This is a genomic window from Mesorhizobium sp. M7A.F.Ca.MR.362.00.0.0 (assembly GCF_004023175.1).
GTDB lineage: Bacteria > Pseudomonadota > Alphaproteobacteria > Rhizobiales > Rhizobiaceae > Mesorhizobium.
The window spans coordinates 1-18,318 of record NZ_RZTF01000014.1; the positions used below are offsets into that span (position 1 = coordinate 1).

Here is an 18,318-nt window from a genome sequence, read left to right on the forward strand (position 1 = left end):
CCTCAAGACGTTACCGGGTGTGCATTGGTTTTGGATCAAGTCGACCAGTACGATAATCGAAAGAGCCAGCGGCGTGGTCGTTGATCTGCGTGCCGATCTTGGCGCGGAATGGGAACGATACATCGCGGATCGGGCCCTTTCGGGAACGCCCGTATACCACGTCAAGCAGGTCAGAGAGTCGCTGACCGGTCGGGTCGAGATCGAGCACCTGTCGGAAAACACGCTTGGTTCGCTCAATCCGAACCAGGCCTATCTCAAGATCAAGCAGGCGGTCGACTGGGTCTCGGCACTTGTCTTGATCATCGTTCTTTCCCCCGTTCTGGCGTTGATAGCGCTGCTGATCCGGCTGGATTCCGATGGTCCTGCGCTGTTTCGCCAGCAACGCATGGGCTACCGGGGCAAGATCTGCACGGTCTACAAGTTTCGCTCGATGCGCCAGCACTCTGGCGCCGGCAGCGACAAGGAAAGGGCGATCACCAGGCACGACGATGACCGCATCACCAGAGTCGGGCGTTTCCTGCGAAAATCCAGGATCGACGAACTGCCGCAGGTCATCAACATCCTGCGTGGCGAAATGAGTTGGATCGGACCGCGGCCGGAAGCTGTCGTGCTGTCGCAGTGGTACGAGGCTGAGCTGCCATTCTACCGCTACAGGCATATCGTCAGGCCGGGCATAAGTGGGTGGGCACAAGTAAATCAGGGGCATGTGGCTGCCGTCGATGACGTTATGGAAAAATTGCACTATGATTTCTATTACATAAAGAACTTTTCGCCTTGGCTGGACGTTTTGATAACTCTCAAGACGCTGAAAACGATGCTTACCGGCTTTGGTGCGAGATAACCAATGCGAAGCATGGCTCTGGAATAGCAAGCGCAGGAAGCAGATGGATCTCGCCTCCAGGAAAATAGCGATCATCGGGCTTGGCTATGTCGGCCTGCCGCTGGCGGTCGCCTTCGGCGCCGGCAGGGATGTCGTCGGTTTCGACATCGACCAGTCGAGGGTGGACGCGCTGAGGCGTGGCGACGACCATACGCTGGAAGCCAGCAGCGACGAGATCAGTGCTGCGTCGCGGCTGACATTCACCACCGACAAGGCCGCTCTGCGCGATTGCGGGATTTTCATCGTCACGGTTCCGACGCCGATCGACAGGGCCAACCGTCCGGATCTGAAACCGCTGATCATGGCATCGACTTTGGTCGGCGAGGTCATATCGCCAGGCGCGGTGGTGATCTTCGAATCGACGGTCTATCCCGGCTGCACGGAAGAGGTGTGCGCGCCGCTGATCGAGAAACATTCGGGCCTGCGCTACAATGAGGGGTTCTTCCTCGGCTACAGTCCCGAGCGCATCAATCCGGGCGACCGCGAGCATCGGTTGCAAACGATCGTCAAGGTCACCAGCGGCTCGACGCCGGAAGCGGCCGAAGGTATCGATGCGCTCTATGCCTCGATCGTGCCGGCAGGCACACACCGTACCTCGAGCATTGCGGTCGCCGAAGCGGCCAAGGTCATCGAGAACACTCAGCGCGACCTCAATATCGCGCTGATGAACGAGCTGTCGCTTATCTTCGGCAAGCTCGGCATCGACACGTCCGAAGTGCTGGAAGCCGCCGGCACCAAATGGAATTTCCTGCGCTTCACGCCTGGTCTCGTCGGCGGCCACTGCATCGGCGTCGATCCCTACTATCTCACCCACAAGGCCCAGGAACTCGGCTACCATCCGGAGGTGATTCTTGCTGGCCGCCGTATCAATGACGGCATGGGTCGGCACGCGGCGGATCAGACGGCCCGCCTGATGATGCGCAAGGGAATACCTGTCGTTGGCAGCCGGATTCTGGTGATGGGCGCGGCCTTCAAGGAAAATTGTCCGGACCTGAGGAATTCCAAGGTCGCCGATATCGTTGCCCAACTGAAGGAATACAACGCCGGCATCGACATATGGGACCCCTGGGTCGACGCGCAGGAATGCGCGCGTGCCTTCGGCGTAGCCAGCATGAAGGACATTCCCGACATGCGTTATGACGGCGTTATCGTGGCCGTCGGCCACAGGCAGTTCCGCGCGTTAGGCGTCGACGGCCTGATGGCGCTTTGCAAGACCCCGGGCGTCATCTACGACATCAAGGGTCTGTTCCCCAGGCATGTCACGGATGGGCGTTTCTGATGAAGGTTCTGGTCACCGGCGCGGCCGGCTTCATAGGATATCACGTAGCGAAGCGGCTGCTGGAGCGCGGTGACGAGGTCGTCGGCATCGACAACGTCAACGACTATTACGATCCGGAGATCAAGGAGGCGAGGCTGCGGCTTCTGGACGAGGCGAGCCGCAAGACCAATGCCGGCTATCATTTCATCCGCGGCAATCTCGCCGACAAGAGCGTGGTCGACGCCTGCTTTGCCGACCATGCATTCGACCGGGTGATCCATCTCGCCGCCCAGGCCGGGGTTCGCTACAGCCTGGAAAACCCGCATGCCTATGTCGAAAGCAACATCATCGCCTACACCAACATGCTGGAGGCCTGCCGCAACAGCGCCGTCGCGCACCTGACCTATGCCAGTACATCCAGTGTCTACGGTGCCAACACCGACATGCCGTTTTCCGAGCATCGTCCGGCCGACCATCCGCTGCAGTTCTACGCCGCGACCAAGCGCGCCAACGAGCTGATGGCGCACAGCTACAGCCATCTGTTCCGATTGCCGACGACCGGTCTTCGCTTCTTCACGGTGTATGGTCCCTGGGGGCGCCCGGACATGGCGCTGTTCCTGTTCACCAAAAACATCCTTGCCGGTGAGCCGATCAAGCTGTTCAACAACGGCAACCACACGCGCGACTTCACCTATGTCGATGACATCGCCGAAGGCGTGATCCGCGCCAGCGACAGCCCGGCCACGGGCAATGCCGCCTGGGACTCCAGCCGTCCGGATCCGGCCACAAGCAGCGCCCCCTGGCGCATCTTCAACATCGGCAACAACAACCCGGTGAAGCTGACCGCCTATGTCGAGGCGCTGGAAAACGCCCTGGGCCGCAAAGCCATCGTCGAACTCTTGCCGCTGCAGCCCGGCGACGTGCCCGATACCTTCGCCGACACCTCGGCGCTGGAGCAGGCGGTCGGCTACCGCCCGGCGACGACGGTGACCGAGGGCGTCGGGCGGTTCGTCGAGTGGTACAAGGCGTATTTTGCGCGGGGATAGGGTTCGGCGTTTCCCGGCTGATCCGCGCTGTTCCATGATCACGTAACCAGGAGCAGATGGAATCGATACGGCTCGCAAACAGGCAGTCCGCAATCCATTGCAGTCCCAGGCGCTACTGAGCGTCTGCATCCCCACGTTCAATCGGCGGGATCGCGTTGCGGCGCTGGTTCAGCAACTGTTGCGTACGGACTGTCCATTGCAGATATGCGTCCATGTCGACGGTTCGACCGACGGAACAAACGAAGCGCTTGCGGAAATCGCGTCTCGCGATGCCAGTTTGGTGGTCACCACCGGCCCGAATGACGGCAGAGGCCGTGCGATGTTTTCGGCGATTGCTTCCGCCACTGGCGACTATTGCATGGTCTTCGATGATGACGACGATCTCTTCACCGATCGCTTGCCGGAGGTCTGTGAGCACCTCTCGCAGAGAGGTGTCGATCAGAAGATTGCGGGTTTTGTGTTCTCGATGGCTCTTGGCCACCCAGAGACCGCAGCAGAGCCGTTTCCGTCGGAACGGACAAACCTGATAAAGATGCGGGCCGACGAACGGGTGGTCGGCGACAAGAAGGAGGTCATCAAAACTCCTTTGCTTAAACGGGTTGCCGTGCCCCCAGCGGGGCGGTTCCGCCGCGTTCCAACATCTCTTCTCTGGTCCAGATTGGCGATCGAATACGACGTTATCTGTGTCAATGTCGAGATTGGACGAAAACGATATTTGCCGGAGGGGATGACGGCAAGGATTCGGCTTCTTCAGCGACAAAATGCATACCCGATGTTGTTGCTGAACTTGAACTACATCAAGGCGTTCTGGCTAGGACGATATCGGTCGGTTCGGTTCCTGGGCAAGGCGGTTCTTGCCTGTTTGAGCTTTGGTGTCTTGAGTTTCCCGTTCTTGCTCAAGAGGTCATTCGTGCGGGTGACTTCATGAAAGAAGCCAGCTTGTGGAAATTGGTGGAAGCCATCGTAATACGAATTGTTCCTGGTCTTCTGAACATAGCGACGTTGCTGTACATCGGCAGCCATCTGGAGACTGGACAGTACGGTATTTTCAGCACGACGATTGCGACAGTTTCATTTATTTCGACACTTGTTTTTGGAGTCGCGACCTATTCGATAATGCCGATTTCCGCAAAAATGCATGCCGCGGGAATGGGTAGAGAGTACGTATCGTCCATTTTGACCGTGCTGGCAGTTGTGGCGTTGTTTGTCGTCCTGGCTGGACTGGCACTGACGTGGCTGGGATTTGGCAATGCCGTTGCCGCGACCATCATCGTTTCTTTCGGCTTGCACACCGCACTTCAAGAGATTTTGAGGTCACAACTGCGTTTGTGGGCGTACGGTTGGTCGGCGATTGGCCAGGCCGTCGCATACCAGGCAGGAGCCATAATCCTGCTTGTCGGCGATGCGAAAGTAGGCTCGGCTCTTGCAGCCTTTTCGCTCAGCTATTTCGTCGGAGCGCTGATTTCATTTGCCTTCCTGGGACCTATGAATCTGAGACGGCCTGGCTTTTCCTATCTTGCCGGGTCTCTGGTCACAGGCTGGGGATTTGTGTTGAGCAATCTGGCCGAGAGCGGCGTGTTTGTCGGCATTCGATACATTGTTTTGTTGCTTGGCTCCGAGACCCATCTCGGCGTCTTCTCGTTTTGCGTCGATCTTTCACAACGGTCCGTCGGCTTCTTCATGAATGCGGCCAGCTTCGTATTTGTGCCAAGGGCGTTTCTCAGTGCCGCAAATGGAAACGTCAGGGAGTTTCGGCGCGGACTGTTCGAGGGAGCGGCCATCGCACTCATTTTTGCGACCGTGGCCGCGGCCGGAATAGTTGGCCTGTTTTTCTCGGGCCATGCATCCGGATGGCTGGGGAAGTCTTTTGATCCTGTGGTGTTCGGGATCGTTTCTTGTGCTGTTCTGGTCAACAGGACGAAAAAAGTGATCATCGATCCGTTTGCGCTTCGGTCGAGCAAAGCGATGACGTTGACCTATTCCTACGCGATAGGGGCGTTGGCTTGCTGTTGTCTGGCGGCATTGGGCCTTTGGTGGCGGGTGCCTCTTGGCAGTGAAATGGCATTTTTGTTCGGATATGTCGTTGCCGCTGGCTGTTCCTTTTTCGCATTGAGGAATGTGATTGCAGATCAAGGGCCTGGTGCGAAACAGCGCACCATTTTGATGGTCGGTCCGGATGCCAGAAATGAATGAGAAGAAAGCATTCTACGACGAGAAAAACAGGCGCATCGTCCATGTCGGCACGGTGGCTGATGACGACTATTGGGATTCTCACTGGGCCGAAGGGATTGTCTTGAGGCCGGATCGCTTTGTCGTTGAAACCACCAAGCGATACCTGACCGGATCGGCCAAGATCCTGGACGCTGGATGTGGCTTGGCCAATACGGTCCATGGCCTCGACCAGGCAGGCTTTTCCGCCTACGGGATCGACTTCGCGCAGAAGACCGTGGGGATGGTGAATCGTGCCGCGCCCCATTTGCAAGTGACCGTAGGGGATGTTCGAGCAACGGGCTTCGCGGACGAATTCTTCGATGGGGTGTGGTCTCTGGGGGTGATCGAGCACTTCTTCGACGGTTACGATGAGATCGCATTGGAGATGAAGCGCATCATCCGGTCAGGAGGAGTTGCCTTCGTGACAGTGCCGAGCATTTCTCCTCTCCGACGGCTGAAGATCAGAATGGGTCTCTATCCCAGGTTTCCAGGTGAACAGGCCGGATTTTACCAGTTCGTTCTTGAGCCGTCTTCGATTGTTTCCAGTTTCGAACAGCACGGCTTCAAGCTTCTGGGATCACAGCCGAGGGGAGGCTTCAAGGGGCTGAAGGACGAGACATTTTTCTCCAAGCCGATGCAGGCCTGGTACGACAGCAAGAATGGAATCCTGAGAGGTTTGCGTGCTGCTGCGGACCGGTTGCTCGGCCCATTTTCGCATCATACGCGGCTCTACGTCTTCCACAGGATATAGCGCGGATGTCAAATCCGAGTGGGCGCAGATCGCCAAACGAAACCGGTGGTGAGGCAGTGTCGATATTGCGAAAGTTTGTTCGCGCGAATGTGGCCATTTCCGAGTTCCTGGACAGTGCTCTGCCGCGGCGCCTTCGCATCGACGGCAACCGGACCTTTGCGACGGAGATAGCACCTCCCTTACTTACCTCAAACGCTCGGGTTTACGATCTTGGCGGGGGTGCCAGGCCGTTCGTCAGTCTTTCGGATAAGCGGCGCCTGGGGCTTTTTGTCGTTGGGCTCGACCTCGACGCGGAAGAGTTGTCGAAAGCGCCACGCGGAATATACGACGAGGAGATTGAAGCGGACCTTACCTCGTTTAGGGGGAGGGGCGATGCTGACGTCGTCATTTGCCAAGCAACGCTCGAGCACGTCCGTGATGGCGAGGGCGCCCTGCGCGGCATTGCCAGTTGCGTGAAACCGGGAGGCATGGTTGCCATTTTCTCGCCCTCGCGCAACGCCGTTTTTGCCAGATTGAATCGGGTCCTGCCGGAGGGGATGAAGCGACGGCTGCTTTTTGCGATCTATCCTGAAAAGGGCATGGGTCATGACGGGTTTCCGGCCTTCTACGACAAGTGCTTGCCCAGTGACGTCGAAACAATCGCAAAACGGAACGACCTGGAACTTATCGAGCGCCGTCTGTTCTGGAAAAGCTCCTACTTCTATTTTTTCGTGCCGGCCTTTCTTGCCTGGCGCATCTGGTTAGGCGTTTCCGCCCTGTTCCTCCGCAAGGATGCCGCTGAAACCTACGCCTATGTCTTTCGGCGAAAACAGTGAGTTCCCGCGGCCCATGAAAAGGAAGCTCGCGCTGATCGCCATTCCGCTCGACAGAAGAGGCGGTGCCGAAACCATCCTGAAACTTGTTGCGCGCGCACTCGCGAGGCGACCCGACTGGGACGTCGAAATCGGCTTCTTGGGTAGCCAGGCGGCGGGCGAGGCCGCTGGATCACACCAGGACGGAATTCGGTGCAGCTACGGCTTTGGCGGCGGCAAGGCCATGAGCGAGTTTTTGCTCGCCCCGCGGCTGATCCGGCGTCGGTACGATTTGGTGTTCTCGAGCCACGCACGGGTAAACTCGTTTCTGGCTGCCGCCCGAAGCGTTGGACTTCTCCGCAGCCATAGGCTGGTCGCCCGCGAGTCCACGGTACTTCTGGATCGCTTCAAGGGTCCTCGCGCGCTCGCTTACAAGGCGCTCTATGCTGCCTACGGCAGCCAGGACATGATAGTCGCGCAAACGAGCTATATGAATGAACGCCTGCGTGACGTATTGCCCCGGCGAGCAATCGCCAAGCTGTGTACTTTGCCCAACCCGGTCGACGAAGATCTCATCGTCAAAATGTCCATGGAAGCATTGTCCGGGCACGACGCCGAGATACTTTCCCGCCGTCCGCAGATAGTCTGGTGCGGCCGGCTGATTGATGTGAAGCGTCCGATGATCGCGGTTGATGTGCTGGCCGAAGTCAGACGAAGGACCGGCGAGGATTATGAGCTGACCATGGTTGGCTCTGGCCCCATGGAAGCGGAGTTGAGAGCCCGCGCCGGCAAGCTTGATCTGACCTCGCGAGTAAATCTGCTCGGCCAGAGAGACAACCCGTTTCCGCTGTTTCGCGCAGCGCGTGCCGGCATGCTCACGTCGGCGACGGAGGGATTTCCCAACGTCCTTCTGGAAATGATGGCTTGCCGGATTCCCGGCATCGTCACCACCCCCTGTGCGGGAGATCTGGACATGCTGTCGGGCCTGGAGATTTCAGCCGGCTTTGGCGCGTCGGAAATTGCGGAAGCACTGCTGAAGGTCATTCAAGGCGGTGATCGGTCGGCCTTGTACGGAAAGACCTTGCCGGAAAGATCGCCGGATCGGTTTGCGGATATGCTGTTGAGAGCGCCGTCCTCATATCCGGGTGGGCAGAGATGACGGCCATTGCTCGCAACAAGATAGTCGTCTCGATAAACACATCCTGGAATGTCGTCAATTTCCGCAAGGGACTGATCGAGGCGCTGCGGAGCCGTGGCTATGACGTTGTCGTCGTCGCGCCGAGAGACGAGTATTCTCCGCTGATTGCGGCCATGGGCTGCCGCTATGTCGAACTCGACATGGACAATTCCGGCACGTCACCGTTGCGGGATTTGGTCCTTCTGTGGCGCTACTGGCGTCTCTTGCGGCGCGAGAGACCGCTGGCGTTTGTCGGCTTCACGATCAAGCCCAATGTGTTCGGCTCCATCGCGGCCAATCTGAACGGCATTCCCGTCATCAACAACATTTCGGGATTGGGGACGGCGTTCGTCCGCGGTGGTCTTCTGCTCAGGATTGCCAAGGCCTTGTACCGGGTGGCATTGGCCCGTTCCAAAATGATTTTCTTCCAGAATGACGATGACCGGATGCTGTTCGTCGACGAACGCCTGGTTCGCAAGGATCGAACCGCGCTTTTGCCTGGCTCCGGCATCGACCTCGTGCGTTTTGCCCCTTCGCCCGAAGCGCGCACCGGGTCTGGCGCCATCATCTTTCTTCTCGTGGCCCGGCTTCTCTGGGACAAGGGTGTCGGCGAGTTCATCACGGCGGCCCGTCGGGTTTGCCGTGAGGTGCCCGGAGTGCGTTTCCAGCTACTCGGCTTTCTTGATGTCGAAAACCGGACCGCGGTCAGCCGCGAACACGTGGAAAAATGGGTTGGCGAGGGATTGGTCGAATATCTCGGCTCCACCGACGATGTGCGGCCTTTCATGCGTGCCGCCGATTGTATCGTGTTGCCCTCCTACAGGGAGGGAACGCCGCGCTCGCTGCTCGAGGCGGCTGCGATGGGCAAGCCGCTGATCGCAACCGACGTGCCAGGATGCAGGGAAGTGGTGGACCACGCCGTCAATGGCTTCCTATGCAAGGTGAGGGACCCTGATGACCTTGCGAGCAAGATGGTCGAGTTTGCGCGGCTGGACGACTCGTCCAGGGACAGGATGGGGGCCCAGAGCAGAAACAAGGTCGAGCGGCAGTTTTCGGAAACGATCGTCATCGAGAAGTACATGCAGCAGATAGAAAGACTGAGCGCCCTTGCGACGAAATGAGCGGACCGGCCGCACAGGGTCGGAGGGAGGATGGTTTTGTCAGTCAGGAGCATAGCGTTGCTTGCCGTCGTGGCAGTTTTGTTTGGTGTTGGCTTTCTGGGCATCATCGTGATGCAGAGGGGCGGCCCGTCCCCCGCGAAGCCGGTAGCCGAGCTCAAGCCGTTTGACGGCAAGCTCGCCATTCCATCGGTCGATGATCTGCGTGTCGGCGGTCGCAAGATCCTGCTGTGCGGGGCGGCGTTTTCCAGGCCTCAGGCCATGCGCCTCCTGGTGACGGAAGCGGCGCGCCGAGACTACCAGGGGCTCGTCCTGGCCTGCAAACCTGTCGGTGCCGGAACACCTTGCGACGGCAAGATCGCTTCCAGGGTTGGCGATACCCTTGTTGTGCAGTGCCTGACGGCTGAGGGGGAAGATTTGGCCACCATACTTACGCAGGGCGGAATTCTCTGCGGCCAGCCGGTTCAGGCCGGCGCAACGTACAAACCTTGCTGAGCAGGTCGCCAGTACAGACCGGAGGCTCTTGCGGCGAAGTGAGTGGGTCTTGTTCTCAAGCTGGCCGGCGCCCGCATTTGGGTATTTATGGGTCCTTTATTGGGTAGACTCTCTGCAAATTACCACCGAGATCCTTGCTCTGGTCTCGGAGATCGACGAATTCAAAGGGGCTTGGCGAGCGCTGGGCGCGCTCGCTCCGGAACGCCTATCGGCTCTGCGCCGCGTTGCGACCATCGAGAGCATCGGCTCTTCTACCCGTATCGAAGGAAGCAGGCTTACTGACGGCGAAGTGGAGCGGCTGCTCGCCAACCTCGACATCAAATTCTTTGAGTCCCGAGACGAGCAGGAAGTCGCCGGATATGCGCAGGTCATGGAAATGATCTTCGCGCATTTCGATGCGATTGATCTGACCGAAAACCACCTGACACAGCTACACCGTGACCTGGTGGCGTTCAGCAACAAGGATGAACGCCACCGCGGTGCATATAAGGCACTCGCCAATAATGTCAGTGCGTTCGATGCCGACGGAAAAGAGATCGGCGTCATCTTCGAAACGGCGACGCCTTTCGATACGCCGAAGCGGATGAAAGAGCTTGTCGAGTGGACACGCGACACACTCAACGAGCAAAGCCTGCATCCTCTGCTCGTCGTCGCAATCTTTACGGTGGTGTTTCTGGAGATACACCCATTCCAGGACGGGAATGGAAGGCTGTCACGCGTTCTGACGACGCTCCTGCTGATGCGCAGCGGATATGCGTATGTGCCTTACTCTTCCCTCGAAAGCGTGATTGAGAACAGCAAGGAAGGCTACTATCTGGCGCTACGCCAGACTCAGAAGACGATCCGCAGCCCGAACCCCAATTGGCAACCATGGGCTGTGTATTTCCTGCGCGCTCTGCAGCAGCAAAAGCGGAGGTTGGAGAAAAAAAATCGAGCGGGAACGTCTTGTGCTCGGCACGTTGCCGGAACTCTCTCTGCAAATCGTTGAGGCCATCAATGAGCGTGGGCGCATAACCATCAGCGAGATCGTCAACCTGACAGGTGCAAACCGAAACACCGTCAAAAAACACTTGGCAATTCTGGTCGAAGCGAACCATCTGGCCCAACATGGAACCGGCAAGGGAACGTGGTACGGCCAAAATAGGCGGTAAAGCCGCCAAGTCTGAGGCACGTCGACTTGGTGAGTTGGATCGCGGTTGGGGCATGGAGCAGATCTCTATGGCGGGAGAGCAGGAATGGTAGCCGAGCCGGCCGCCTACCCCGTTGGCCGCGATTGGTATCGAGCCGATCTCGAATTACATGCTGTCAGCACGACCAATGGTCGAATCGCGCGGCTGCCATCAAGGAATATCTACCGAAAAATGTATCGATAATTCAATATATTAGGTAGGTTGGCGAAAGGTTTGGCGCGCTCAGCTTGGTCAAAGCTTATCGAGCCAGTCACCGCGGAAAGGAGACCTCAAATTTTTTTCCGATAGTAAGAAACCTGTGACAGGTAGTCGAAGACTATTAATGCGATCTGGCTAAAGTACTGTGCTTGGACAGACACGCGTCAGCTTAAATCGCCTCGCGCGCGCGAAACAGGTTGGAATTGTGGCGAAAAACTGGTACGCGCTGATGCAATGCCTTTGACTGGGTGCGTCTGAAGTGGTGCAGCAAGAAGGGATCGAAGACTGATGAGCCTTGTGGTTAAAACTGCGCTTGCCGTATTTGTCGTGTCAATCGGGTTTGGTTCAGCTTCATCGTTTGCCCAGGATGCTTCGTGCAGCTGCGCGACACCCTATCAAGGTTCGGCAAACCCGATCGGATCCATCCGTTCCGCCACCGGTGATGTGATGGTGTCGCAGACGGCGGGCTATGGCGCTGCCAAGGTTGGAAGCGCGCTCGATTTCGGCAGCCGTGTGGTGGTTGGCGCCAACGGCGCGGCCTCCGTTCTGGTCGGCGGCTGCAATCTGGAGGTTTCGGCCAATTCGAGCCTCGACGTTTCCCGCCTTGGCAACAACATTTGCCTCAAGCTTGTCGGCTCTGAGCAGACGGCTGCTATTCAGCCCTCCGGCGGCGGCGCCGGGTTCGGTCCGCCGGAGGCGATTTTCGCCGGGGCGCTTCTGACGTCTGGCGTGCTCGCGGCGACGCAGGATGACGACAACGGCGTCAGCCGCTGACGAAGATATGGCGGCATCGGCCGCTGTAGAGAAAGGTCTGGATAGGCGGGCTGGCTGGTTTATTGGGTTTGTTAACCATATTGTTCTATTGCTTGGGGCGGGGCGGGCTGTAATTTGTACCAACAGGGCGAGTTACAAGTTTTGGTGGGGTAAAATGATGAGTTGCCATCGGTTCGGGGTTGCTTTTGCTTTTGTTGCATTCGTCGCAGGGGGCGCCCTGTTCGCCGCGCCCGAGGCTGTAGCTCAGCAAACCTGTTCCTGTCTTGCGCCCGTGCCGGCGTCCGCAGACGCGATAGGTCGTCTTACGCAGGTCCGGGGTGATGTCCAGATGTCCCAGGCCGGCGGCTATGCAGGGGTGGATGCCGAGGCACCGGTGTATGCGGGCGCGCGCATCATGACCGGGGCGCAGGCGTCTGCTTCGCTGGCTATCGGAGCCAATTGCGCGCTCGATATTCCAGCCAATGCCACCGTCAAGGTCGACCCTATCGAAGGCGGCATGTGCGTTTCGCTTGAGACACCGTCTGCGACGATCGTACCCGCCAGCTCAGAACCTGGCATGCTGCCGGTTCTCTTGGGCGGCGCCGCCGTCGGTGGTGCCGCCGCCCTTATTATCGGCCTGCAGGATGACGACGACGCGGTCAGCCAATAGGCGGGATACGACCCCCGCTGTTTTGCGTAAATTTGTCAAATGCGTCATTCGCCTTCATGCGGGTGACGCGTTTCTATTTTGTCGAGGCGAAGCTTTGCCTCCTCTCAACCAGAAACGCCAATGATCGACCTGCATTCACATATCCTGCCCGGTCTCGATGACGGTTCTCCTGACTTGGCCATGTCGCTGGAGATGGCACGGCTGGCAGTGGCCGACGGTACAACGCATATGGCATGTACGCCGCATGTAATGCCTGGGGTTTATGAGAACGCCACGCCAAAGATTGCCGAGGCTGTTCAGGCGTTAGAACTGGAGCTTCATCGCGCTGCCATACCGCTTACCCTATATGTTGGCGCTGATGTTCATCTCGCGCCTGATCTCCCCGATCGATTGAGGCTTGGTACGGTGCCGACTCTGAACGGATCCCGCTATTTCCTGTTCGAACCGCCACATCACATTTTGCCTCCGCGGCTCGAAGACTTCGCCGCCCGTCTCATAGGGGCCGGCTTCGTGCCGATCCTCACTCATCCAGAGCGGTTGACTTGGATCAAGGCGAATTACGACGTCATCGAGAGGTTGAATACGCTAGGCTGCCTTATTCAGCTCACGGCTGATTCTGTGACGGGGGCCTTTGGACGTACGGCGCTCTACTACTCGGAGAAGCTGCTGGATGAGGGCAGGGTGGATATTGTCGCCTCCGACACCCACGGCGCCAGCCGGCGGCGGCCAGGGCTTTCGCAGGCGGTTGTCGCCATCGCGAACCGGTGTGGGGAAGATGAGGCTTACAACATGGCAGTGAAACGCCCGGAAGCGATATTGCAAAATCGGCCGCTCGTGCCCATCGGAAAGCAAAGCCCGAGAAAATCGGGGGGCAGCAGTGCGGGGCGGTTTGGCGGATTGGGCCGGTTGTTTAAGAGCGGGGCTCTTTGATGGGCATTTTCGATCTCGCAAGAAGTCATGCGGGCACCGTGCCCGCTTTGCTCGCATCGCTAGCAATATCTGCCTGCGCAAGCACTTCGTCGACATCGACGTCCTCCACCAGTTCTGTCGATGCGCTGCAGCCGACGGCGTCTTCATCGGCGCTCTCTGGCGGTGGTACGCTGCAGGTGGTCAAGGATCTCCCGCCGCCGCAGAATACCCAGAACGGCAGCGAGCAGCCTCTGTCTGCCAACGATGTGCTCGAGGTCAGTGTGTTTCAGGTCGATAATTTGAACAGAACAGTTCAGGTCGACGCGGGCGGACAGATTTCGCTTCCGCTGATTGGGACCATGACTGCAGCCGGCAAGACCGTTCGTCAGCTCGAGAAGGAAATCGAGACTGCCTACGGTGAAAAGTACTTGCAGTCGCCTGACGTGACGATTTTCGTCAAGGAGTCGATTGGCCAGCGCATCACGGTCGATGGTGAAGTCAACAAGGCCGGCATTTATCCGGTGTCCAGCAGCGCTTCCTTGCTCGACGCGATCGCCCTTGCCGGAGGGTTCAATCCGGTCGGTGATGCCGGCAAGGTCTTCGTCTATCGCAATGTCGGCCAAAACAAGCTGGTCGCAAATTACAATGTCGAGGAAATCCGCGCCGGCAAGAACCGCAACCCGCGCATCTATGGCGGCGACGTGGTCGTCGTTTTTGCTTCGAAGTCGAAAATCGCGATGAACAATTTGAAGGATGCGCTGGGCCTCGCCTCCAGCGCTGCCCGCATTGCGGTCATTCCGTAGACACGGACAACCCCAGGATCACCTCGCGCATGCTCGATCGCAACAGGCAGCCCCAACTTGCCGGACCCGGACATGGCCAGGCCCTGTCCGCGGACTCCTATTACGACGTGCCGCAAAACTACGGTCCCTATGGTCGCGACTATGCGGGCCAGGATGAGGGGTTCAACCCGCTCAAGCTGCTTTTATACATCGTCCAGTATCGCTGGCTGATCGTCATGATGGCGGCGGCCGGGCTCGTTGCCGGCGTCATCGTGACGATGATGCAGACACCAAAATACCTGGCGACGACGCAGCTCGAAGTTCTGGTGCCTTCGGCGAAAGTGTTTCAGGACATTGAGGTCGTTTCCGAAAACAGCGACGTCCGGGCCTTCCTGACCGCTCGGGAGAAGCTGAAGAGCCGGGCATTGGCTCAGCGCGTGGTGTTCCAGCTTGGGCTTAGCGAAAAACCGGATTTTCTGTTTCCGACGCCGAGCTTTTCCCCGAGCAATATTGTCTACCGTGCGTTCGGGATGTCCAAGTCACCCTCCATTGAGGAGCAAACGCCTGAAGAGCGCGAGGCAATTGCGATCAAGCGCATCCAGGAAGATCTGACGGTCAATCTGGTCACCAATACGAGCCTGCTATCGATCACCTTCGTCGATCAAAAGCCGAAATATGCAAGCGACGTTGCCAATCAGGTCGCGCAGAGCTTTATCGATCAACGTCTCGATCAGACCAGCGAGACCTCTGATCTGGCACGGCAGTTCATCCAGGAACAGGTTTTGCAGGTGAAGCAAAAGCTGCAGACCTCCGAAGAGGAACTGGTCACCTATGCAAAAGATGCCGGCATCACGGTTACCGGCGATGACAAATCGCTGATCGGCTCCAACATCGAAGCCCTGAACACCGCCCTGGCCACTGCAATCCAGGAGCGTCTTGATGCGGGGCGGGTGGTCGATCAGATAGAAAAAGGCCGCGGGTCGAGCCTCGGTCCGGTTCTGGAAAGCGAAGGTCTGCAGAAGCTTAGCGAAAAGCTGGCGGATCTGACCAGCCAGTATCAGCAGAAATTGGGCATCCTGAAGCCCGGTTTTCCGGAAATGCAGCAATTGCAATCGCAGATCAAGGAACTGCAGCGACTCTACAACAATGGCGTTCTGGCGATAACCGATTCGTTGCGGCTGAAATATCAGGAAGCACAGAACAAGGAAACCGACCTCAAGTCCAAGCTCGCGGAGATGGAGAGGCAGCAGGTCGTCTTCAACGACAAGAATATCAAATACACGATCCTGAAGCGCGAGGTCGACTCCAACCGGTCGCAGTATGACAGCCTTATCGCCAAGCTGAATGAAGTCGGCGTCAGCTCGGAGCTCAAGACGCAAAGCGCTGCGATAGTCGATTTCGCTTCGCTGCCCACAGCCCCCTATTCTCCACGTCTGAGCATCAACCTTGCAGTCGCTCTCGCGCTTTTCATGGCCCTGGCTGCATCGATCATCTACATCATCGAGTTGCTGAACAACACCTTCACCAACCCGGAGCAGATCGAGAAGGAGCTGGGGCTGGCGATGCTCGGCATCCTGCCGCTTGTCGGTGACCGCGAACTCATAGCCAGCATCGCCGATCAAAAATCCGGGCTCTCCGAGGCCTATCGTTCGCTGCGAACATCGCTGCAGTTCTCCGGTGCGGAGGGCGCGCCGCGATCGCTGCTGGTGACCAGTTCGGAACCGTCGGAAGGCAAGTCGACCACGTCGTTCAAGCTTGGCCAGGATTTCGCGGCACTCGGCGCAAGGGTTCTGCTTGTCGACGGCGATCTCCGCAAACCCAACCTGCACCGGCTGTTCGGCCTCGACAATGCGATTGGGCTGAGCAACCTGCTGACTAATACCGTTCGCAAGGACGATCTGCCGGGCATTTTCAGACCGACGAAATACCCTAATGTCACCGTGCTGACGTCCGGAACGATTCCGCCGAATCCGGCCGACCTGCTCTCGTCACCGAAGATGGCGTTGATCTTGACCAATCTCGGCAAACGCTTCGATCTGGTCATCATCGACGCCCCGCCGGTCGTCGGTCTTTCCGATGCACCAATCCTCAGCCGGCTTGCCGAAGGCACATTGATGGTCGTTTCGACCAATCAGGTCACACGCAAGTCAGCCAAAACGGCACTCAAGCGTCTGCGCTCAGCCGGTGCGAACGTGATCGGAGCGGCGATGTCGAAATTCACGGTCAACAAGTTCGATTACAATTACGCCTATAAATACATGAACTATCAGTACTACGACTATGGCGCGAGTACCCCGAAAATTGAGGGCAAAGTCGATGACGGAGCAGGCGAGCCCGCTCACGCGAAATCTCCGGCGTTCAGGCGTTTGGTTCGTCGCCTCCGTTCTGGTGTTGGCGGTTTCGTCGATAGGGCTAAGTCGGCTTCTTGAGTCGGAAACGCCGGCCGTCTCGCTTGCGCTCGATCCGTTGAACATAGATGCCTTGATAGGCGAAATTGCCGGTCGGCTGAGCGGAACAGGCGACGGTGTTGATCTCGACGTCTTGGCAGCAAAGGCGAGGGGCGCGCTTCGTTTCAACGTCGCGGACGCCCGGCTCTACAGCCTGATAGGCGAGATTGAGTATCGACAAGGCGAGAAAGACGAGGCTTTTGAACTCTTCGACCAGGCTCGAAAGCTGTCCAAGACTGAAATCCATTCGCTTCAGAGATCGATCGATCGCTCGATCGAGATGGGCGACCTGTCAAAGGCCGTCGCCGAGATCGACACGTTGCTGCGCCGGTGGCCGGACACATTTCCAGTCATTGCGGCGGGCTTGCCGGCTATTCTTGCAAACCCGGACGGATATCAGGCTGTCCTGGCAGCCTTAAGGATCGAGGCACCGTGGAGGTCCAATCTTTTCTCCGCCCTTGGTAAGGATCCGCGGGGCCTGCGCGTCGCAAATCAACTGTTGCTGGACCTTACCGGATCGAGCTCACAACCGACGTCGAAGGAATTGTCTGCCGTAATCAACGGGTACATCCGGCAGAAGGAATACGAGGCGGCCTATCGGCTGTTCCTGTTCAGTATGACCGATCAGGAGCGGACACTGGCCGGATACATCTTCAACGGCGGCTTTGAACAGATCCTCAGCGACAAGCCATTCGACTGGCAGGTTCGCGACCGCTCCGGTCTGGAAATTACCTTTGCCGGGGCGCGCGACGTCGGCGAAAGCGATAGCGGAGCGACTGTCCGGTTTCTGAATACGCCGGTGAAGAACGCCGCGCTCCAGCAATATGTCGAACTGCCTCCCGGCTCCTACAGGATTTCCCTGATCGCCTCCGCGAGAAACCTGAAGCTGCCCAAGCAGTTGTTCTGGTCCATCAGATGCGCGGATCCGGCGGGAGAAATAGCTCGGTTCAACATTCCGGAGGGCACATTCAATCGGCGGCAGTTGAGTCTGGATTTCGCGATCGGACTAGGCGCGTGTCCCATGCAAGTGTTGCGGCTGGAAACAGCTGCCATCGCTGAGAGCTGGCGATTTCGATACGTTGGCACGTTGGTCATGCACAAATTGAGCATCGAAAGAGTTTCATCTTGAGAGAGCGGTCAGCCCGGTCCACGGAATGGGAAAAATATCTGCTTGGGTCGGTTCTTTTCCTGTCAGTGCTGATTGGCGGCGGCACCGCGAGCGGTCTCTACACCGATGCGGTGATCGAGGTGGCGGCGATTGTCGCGGCCGCGGCCATCTTTTCAAGGCCGTCTGAGCACGGCATCCCTCGCTCGGCCCTGTGGTTGCTTGCTCTGGGTCTTGCCGTGTTCTGTTTTCAGATCATGCCGCTGCCCGCCGCCCTGTTGAGCGGATTGCGGCCTGAGGTTCTACTTGCAAATCCATGGCTGAGCGGTGAAACCGGGCTGCGTTTCGTCAGTGTCGGCGTGGGACGCACGATCGAGTGTCTGTTGTACTTCGTGGCGATGGCTGCATTCTTTCTGAGCGTCACCCGCTTGCGCCCAGATCAGGTCTACGGCCTCCTGCCCTTCTTTTTGATGGGTGTCATCTGTAACGGATTGGCTGCGGCGATCCAGTATTCGCTCTCCGATACGGTTGCCATAC

The 18,318-nt window shown here is 58.1% G+C and carries 19 protein-coding genes and 1 pseudogene; 19 read left to right on the forward strand and 1 reads right to left on the reverse strand.

Going from position 1 to position 18,318, the window contains the following annotated elements; all coding sequences use genetic code 11:
• From EOC06_RS03740 to EOC06_RS03805, 15 genes are all read left to right on the forward strand, one after another.
• Window positions 1-841: sugar transferase (locus EOC06_RS03740; protein ID WP_206631153.1), on the forward strand; the 841-nt coding region annotated here is incomplete at its 5' end.
• Between the two features lie 43 nt (window positions 842-884).
• Complete coding sequence (locus EOC06_RS03745; RefSeq protein WP_127268852.1) at window positions 885-2,159, forward strand: nucleotide sugar dehydrogenase; 1,275 nt, start codon at window positions 885-887, stop codon at window positions 2,157-2,159.
• The gene (locus tag EOC06_RS03750; protein WP_128307126.1) at window positions 2,159-3,184 is read left to right on the forward strand and encodes an NAD-dependent epimerase; all 1,026 of its coding nucleotides are present in this window, start codon (window positions 2,159-2,161) and stop codon (window positions 3,182-3,184) included. The genes EOC06_RS03745 and EOC06_RS03750 overlap by 1 nt, the downstream gene beginning before the upstream one ends.
• A 97-nt stretch (window positions 3,185-3,281) precedes the next feature.
• A complete protein-coding gene (locus EOC06_RS03755) occupies window positions 3,282-4,112 on the forward strand; it encodes a glycosyltransferase (protein ID WP_164748852.1) in 831 nt (276 codons plus the stop codon).
• Window positions 4,109-5,377, forward strand: coding sequence for a hypothetical protein (locus tag EOC06_RS03760; RefSeq protein WP_128307128.1), 1,269 nt, complete (start codon window positions 4,109-4,111; stop codon window positions 5,375-5,377). The genes EOC06_RS03755 and EOC06_RS03760 overlap by 4 nt, the downstream gene beginning before the upstream one ends.
• Window positions 5,370-6,146: a bifunctional 2-polyprenyl-6-hydroxyphenol methylase/3-demethylubiquinol 3-O-methyltransferase UbiG gene (locus EOC06_RS03765; protein WP_164781680.1), complete on the forward strand. Its 777-nt coding sequence runs from the start codon at window positions 5,370-5,372 to the stop codon at window positions 6,144-6,146. The genes EOC06_RS03760 and EOC06_RS03765 overlap by 8 nt, the downstream gene beginning before the upstream one ends.
• A gap of 5 nt (window positions 6,147-6,151) precedes the next feature.
• Window positions 6,152-6,961, forward strand: coding sequence for a bifunctional 2-polyprenyl-6-hydroxyphenol methylase/3-demethylubiquinol 3-O-methyltransferase UbiG (locus tag EOC06_RS03770; protein WP_128307130.1), 810 nt, complete (start codon window positions 6,152-6,154; stop codon window positions 6,959-6,961).
• A complete protein-coding gene (locus EOC06_RS03775; protein ID WP_164898449.1) occupies window positions 6,939-8,096 on the forward strand; it encodes a glycosyltransferase in 1,158 nt (385 codons plus the stop codon). The genes EOC06_RS03770 and EOC06_RS03775 overlap by 23 nt, the downstream gene beginning before the upstream one ends.
• Window positions 8,093-9,235: a glycosyltransferase family 4 protein gene (locus EOC06_RS03780; protein WP_128307132.1), complete on the forward strand. Its 1,143-nt coding sequence runs from the start codon at window positions 8,093-8,095 to the stop codon at window positions 9,233-9,235. The genes EOC06_RS03775 and EOC06_RS03780 overlap by 4 nt, the downstream gene beginning before the upstream one ends.
• Before the next feature lie 57 nt (window positions 9,236-9,292).
• The gene (locus EOC06_RS03785; protein ID WP_127295725.1) at window positions 9,293-9,727 is read left to right on the forward strand and encodes a hypothetical protein; all 435 of its coding nucleotides are present in this window, start codon (window positions 9,293-9,295) and stop codon (window positions 9,725-9,727) included.
• 49 nt (window positions 9,728-9,776) lie between these two features.
• On the forward strand, window positions 9,777-10,715 hold the full coding sequence (locus EOC06_RS03790; RefSeq protein ID WP_245469312.1) for a Fic family protein: 939 nt from the start codon (window positions 9,777-9,779) through the stop codon (window positions 10,713-10,715).
• The gene (locus tag EOC06_RS41595; protein ID WP_245469313.1) at window positions 10,675-10,878 is read left to right on the forward strand and encodes a DUF977 family protein; all 204 of its coding nucleotides are present in this window, start codon (window positions 10,675-10,677) and stop codon (window positions 10,876-10,878) included. Before EOC06_RS03790 ends, EOC06_RS41595 begins: the two co-directional genes overlap by 41 nt.
• 684 nt (window positions 10,879-11,562) lie before the next feature.
• Window positions 11,563-11,889, forward strand: a complete 327-nt coding sequence (locus tag EOC06_RS03795) for a hypothetical protein (protein WP_236382855.1) — start codon at window positions 11,563-11,565, stop codon at window positions 11,887-11,889.
• Window positions 11,864-12,538 (forward strand): hypothetical protein, encoded by a 675-nt coding sequence (locus tag EOC06_RS03800; RefSeq protein ID WP_128307133.1) that lies wholly within the window; start codon window positions 11,864-11,866, stop codon window positions 12,536-12,538. Before EOC06_RS03795 ends, EOC06_RS03800 begins: the two co-directional genes overlap by 26 nt.
• A gap of 120 nt (window positions 12,539-12,658) precedes the next feature.
• Window positions 12,659-13,468 (forward strand): tyrosine-protein phosphatase, encoded by an 810-nt coding sequence (locus EOC06_RS03805; protein ID WP_128307134.1) that lies wholly within the window; start codon window positions 12,659-12,661, stop codon window positions 13,466-13,468.
• 25 nt (window positions 13,469-13,493) lie between these two features.
• Here the strand turns inward: EOC06_RS03805 and EOC06_RS41600 are convergent, their stop codons facing one another.
• Window positions 13,494-13,652, reverse strand: coding sequence for a hypothetical protein (locus EOC06_RS41600; protein ID WP_164752261.1), 159 nt, complete (start codon window positions 13,650-13,652; stop codon window positions 13,494-13,496).
• On the opposite strand from EOC06_RS41600, the gene EOC06_RS03810 reads away from it, so the two are divergent.
• The 4 genes and pseudogenes from EOC06_RS03810 to EOC06_RS41605 all read left to right on the forward strand — a co-directional run.
• Window positions 13,645-14,250: a polysaccharide biosynthesis/export family protein gene (locus tag EOC06_RS03810; protein ID WP_224696614.1), complete on the forward strand. Its 606-nt coding sequence runs from the start codon at window positions 13,645-13,647 to the stop codon at window positions 14,248-14,250. The two genes, EOC06_RS41600 and EOC06_RS03810, sit on opposite strands and share 8 nt — an antisense overlap.
• Window positions 14,251-14,279: 29 nt before the next feature.
• Window positions 14,280-16,658, forward strand: a complete 2,379-nt coding sequence (locus EOC06_RS03815) for a polysaccharide biosynthesis tyrosine autokinase (protein WP_128307135.1) — start codon at window positions 14,280-14,282, stop codon at window positions 16,656-16,658.
• On the forward strand, window positions 16,618-17,805 hold the full coding sequence (locus EOC06_RS03820; protein WP_245469317.1) for a hypothetical protein: 1,188 nt from the start codon (window positions 16,618-16,620) through the stop codon (window positions 17,803-17,805). The genes EOC06_RS03815 and EOC06_RS03820 overlap by 41 nt, the downstream gene beginning before the upstream one ends.
• Window positions 17,802-18,318 (forward strand): annotated as a pseudogene (locus EOC06_RS41605) (O-antigen ligase domain-containing protein); the annotation flags it as partial. The gene EOC06_RS03820 and the pseudogene EOC06_RS41605, both read left to right, overlap by 4 nt.

Excerpts from the sequence above, each read along its gene's own strand:
- EOC06_RS03750 (WP_128307126.1), top strand. The coding sequence starts at position 2,159 with ATGAAGGTTCTGGTCACCGGCGCGGCCGGCTTCATAGGATATCACGTA.
- EOC06_RS03775 (WP_164898449.1), top strand. The coding sequence starts at position 6,939 with ATGTCTTTCGGCGAAAACAGTGAGTTCCCGCGGCCCATGAAAAGGAAG.
- EOC06_RS03765 (WP_164781680.1), top strand. The coding sequence starts at position 5,370 with ATGAATGAGAAGAAAGCATTCTACGACGAGAAAAACAGGCGCATCGTC.
- EOC06_RS03805 (WP_128307134.1), top strand. The coding sequence starts at position 12,659 with ATGATCGACCTGCATTCACATATCCTGCCCGGTCTCGATGACGGTTCT.
- EOC06_RS03800 (WP_128307133.1), top strand. The coding sequence starts at position 11,864 with ATGACGACAACGGCGTCAGCCGCTGACGAAGATATGGCGGCATCGGCC.
- EOC06_RS03795 (WP_236382855.1), top strand. The coding sequence starts at position 11,563 with ATGGTGTCGCAGACGGCGGGCTATGGCGCTGCCAAGGTTGGAAGCGCG.
- EOC06_RS03815 (WP_128307135.1), top strand. The coding sequence starts at position 14,280 with ATGCTCGATCGCAACAGGCAGCCCCAACTTGCCGGACCCGGACATGGC.
- EOC06_RS03770 (WP_128307130.1), top strand. The coding sequence starts at position 6,152 with ATGTCAAATCCGAGTGGGCGCAGATCGCCAAACGAAACCGGTGGTGAG.
- EOC06_RS03780 (WP_128307132.1), top strand. The coding sequence starts at position 8,093 with ATGACGGCCATTGCTCGCAACAAGATAGTCGTCTCGATAAACACATCC.
- EOC06_RS03745 (WP_127268852.1), top strand. The coding sequence starts at position 885 with ATGGATCTCGCCTCCAGGAAAATAGCGATCATCGGGCTTGGCTATGTC.
- EOC06_RS03760 (WP_128307128.1), top strand. The coding sequence starts at position 4,109 with ATGAAAGAAGCCAGCTTGTGGAAATTGGTGGAAGCCATCGTAATACGA.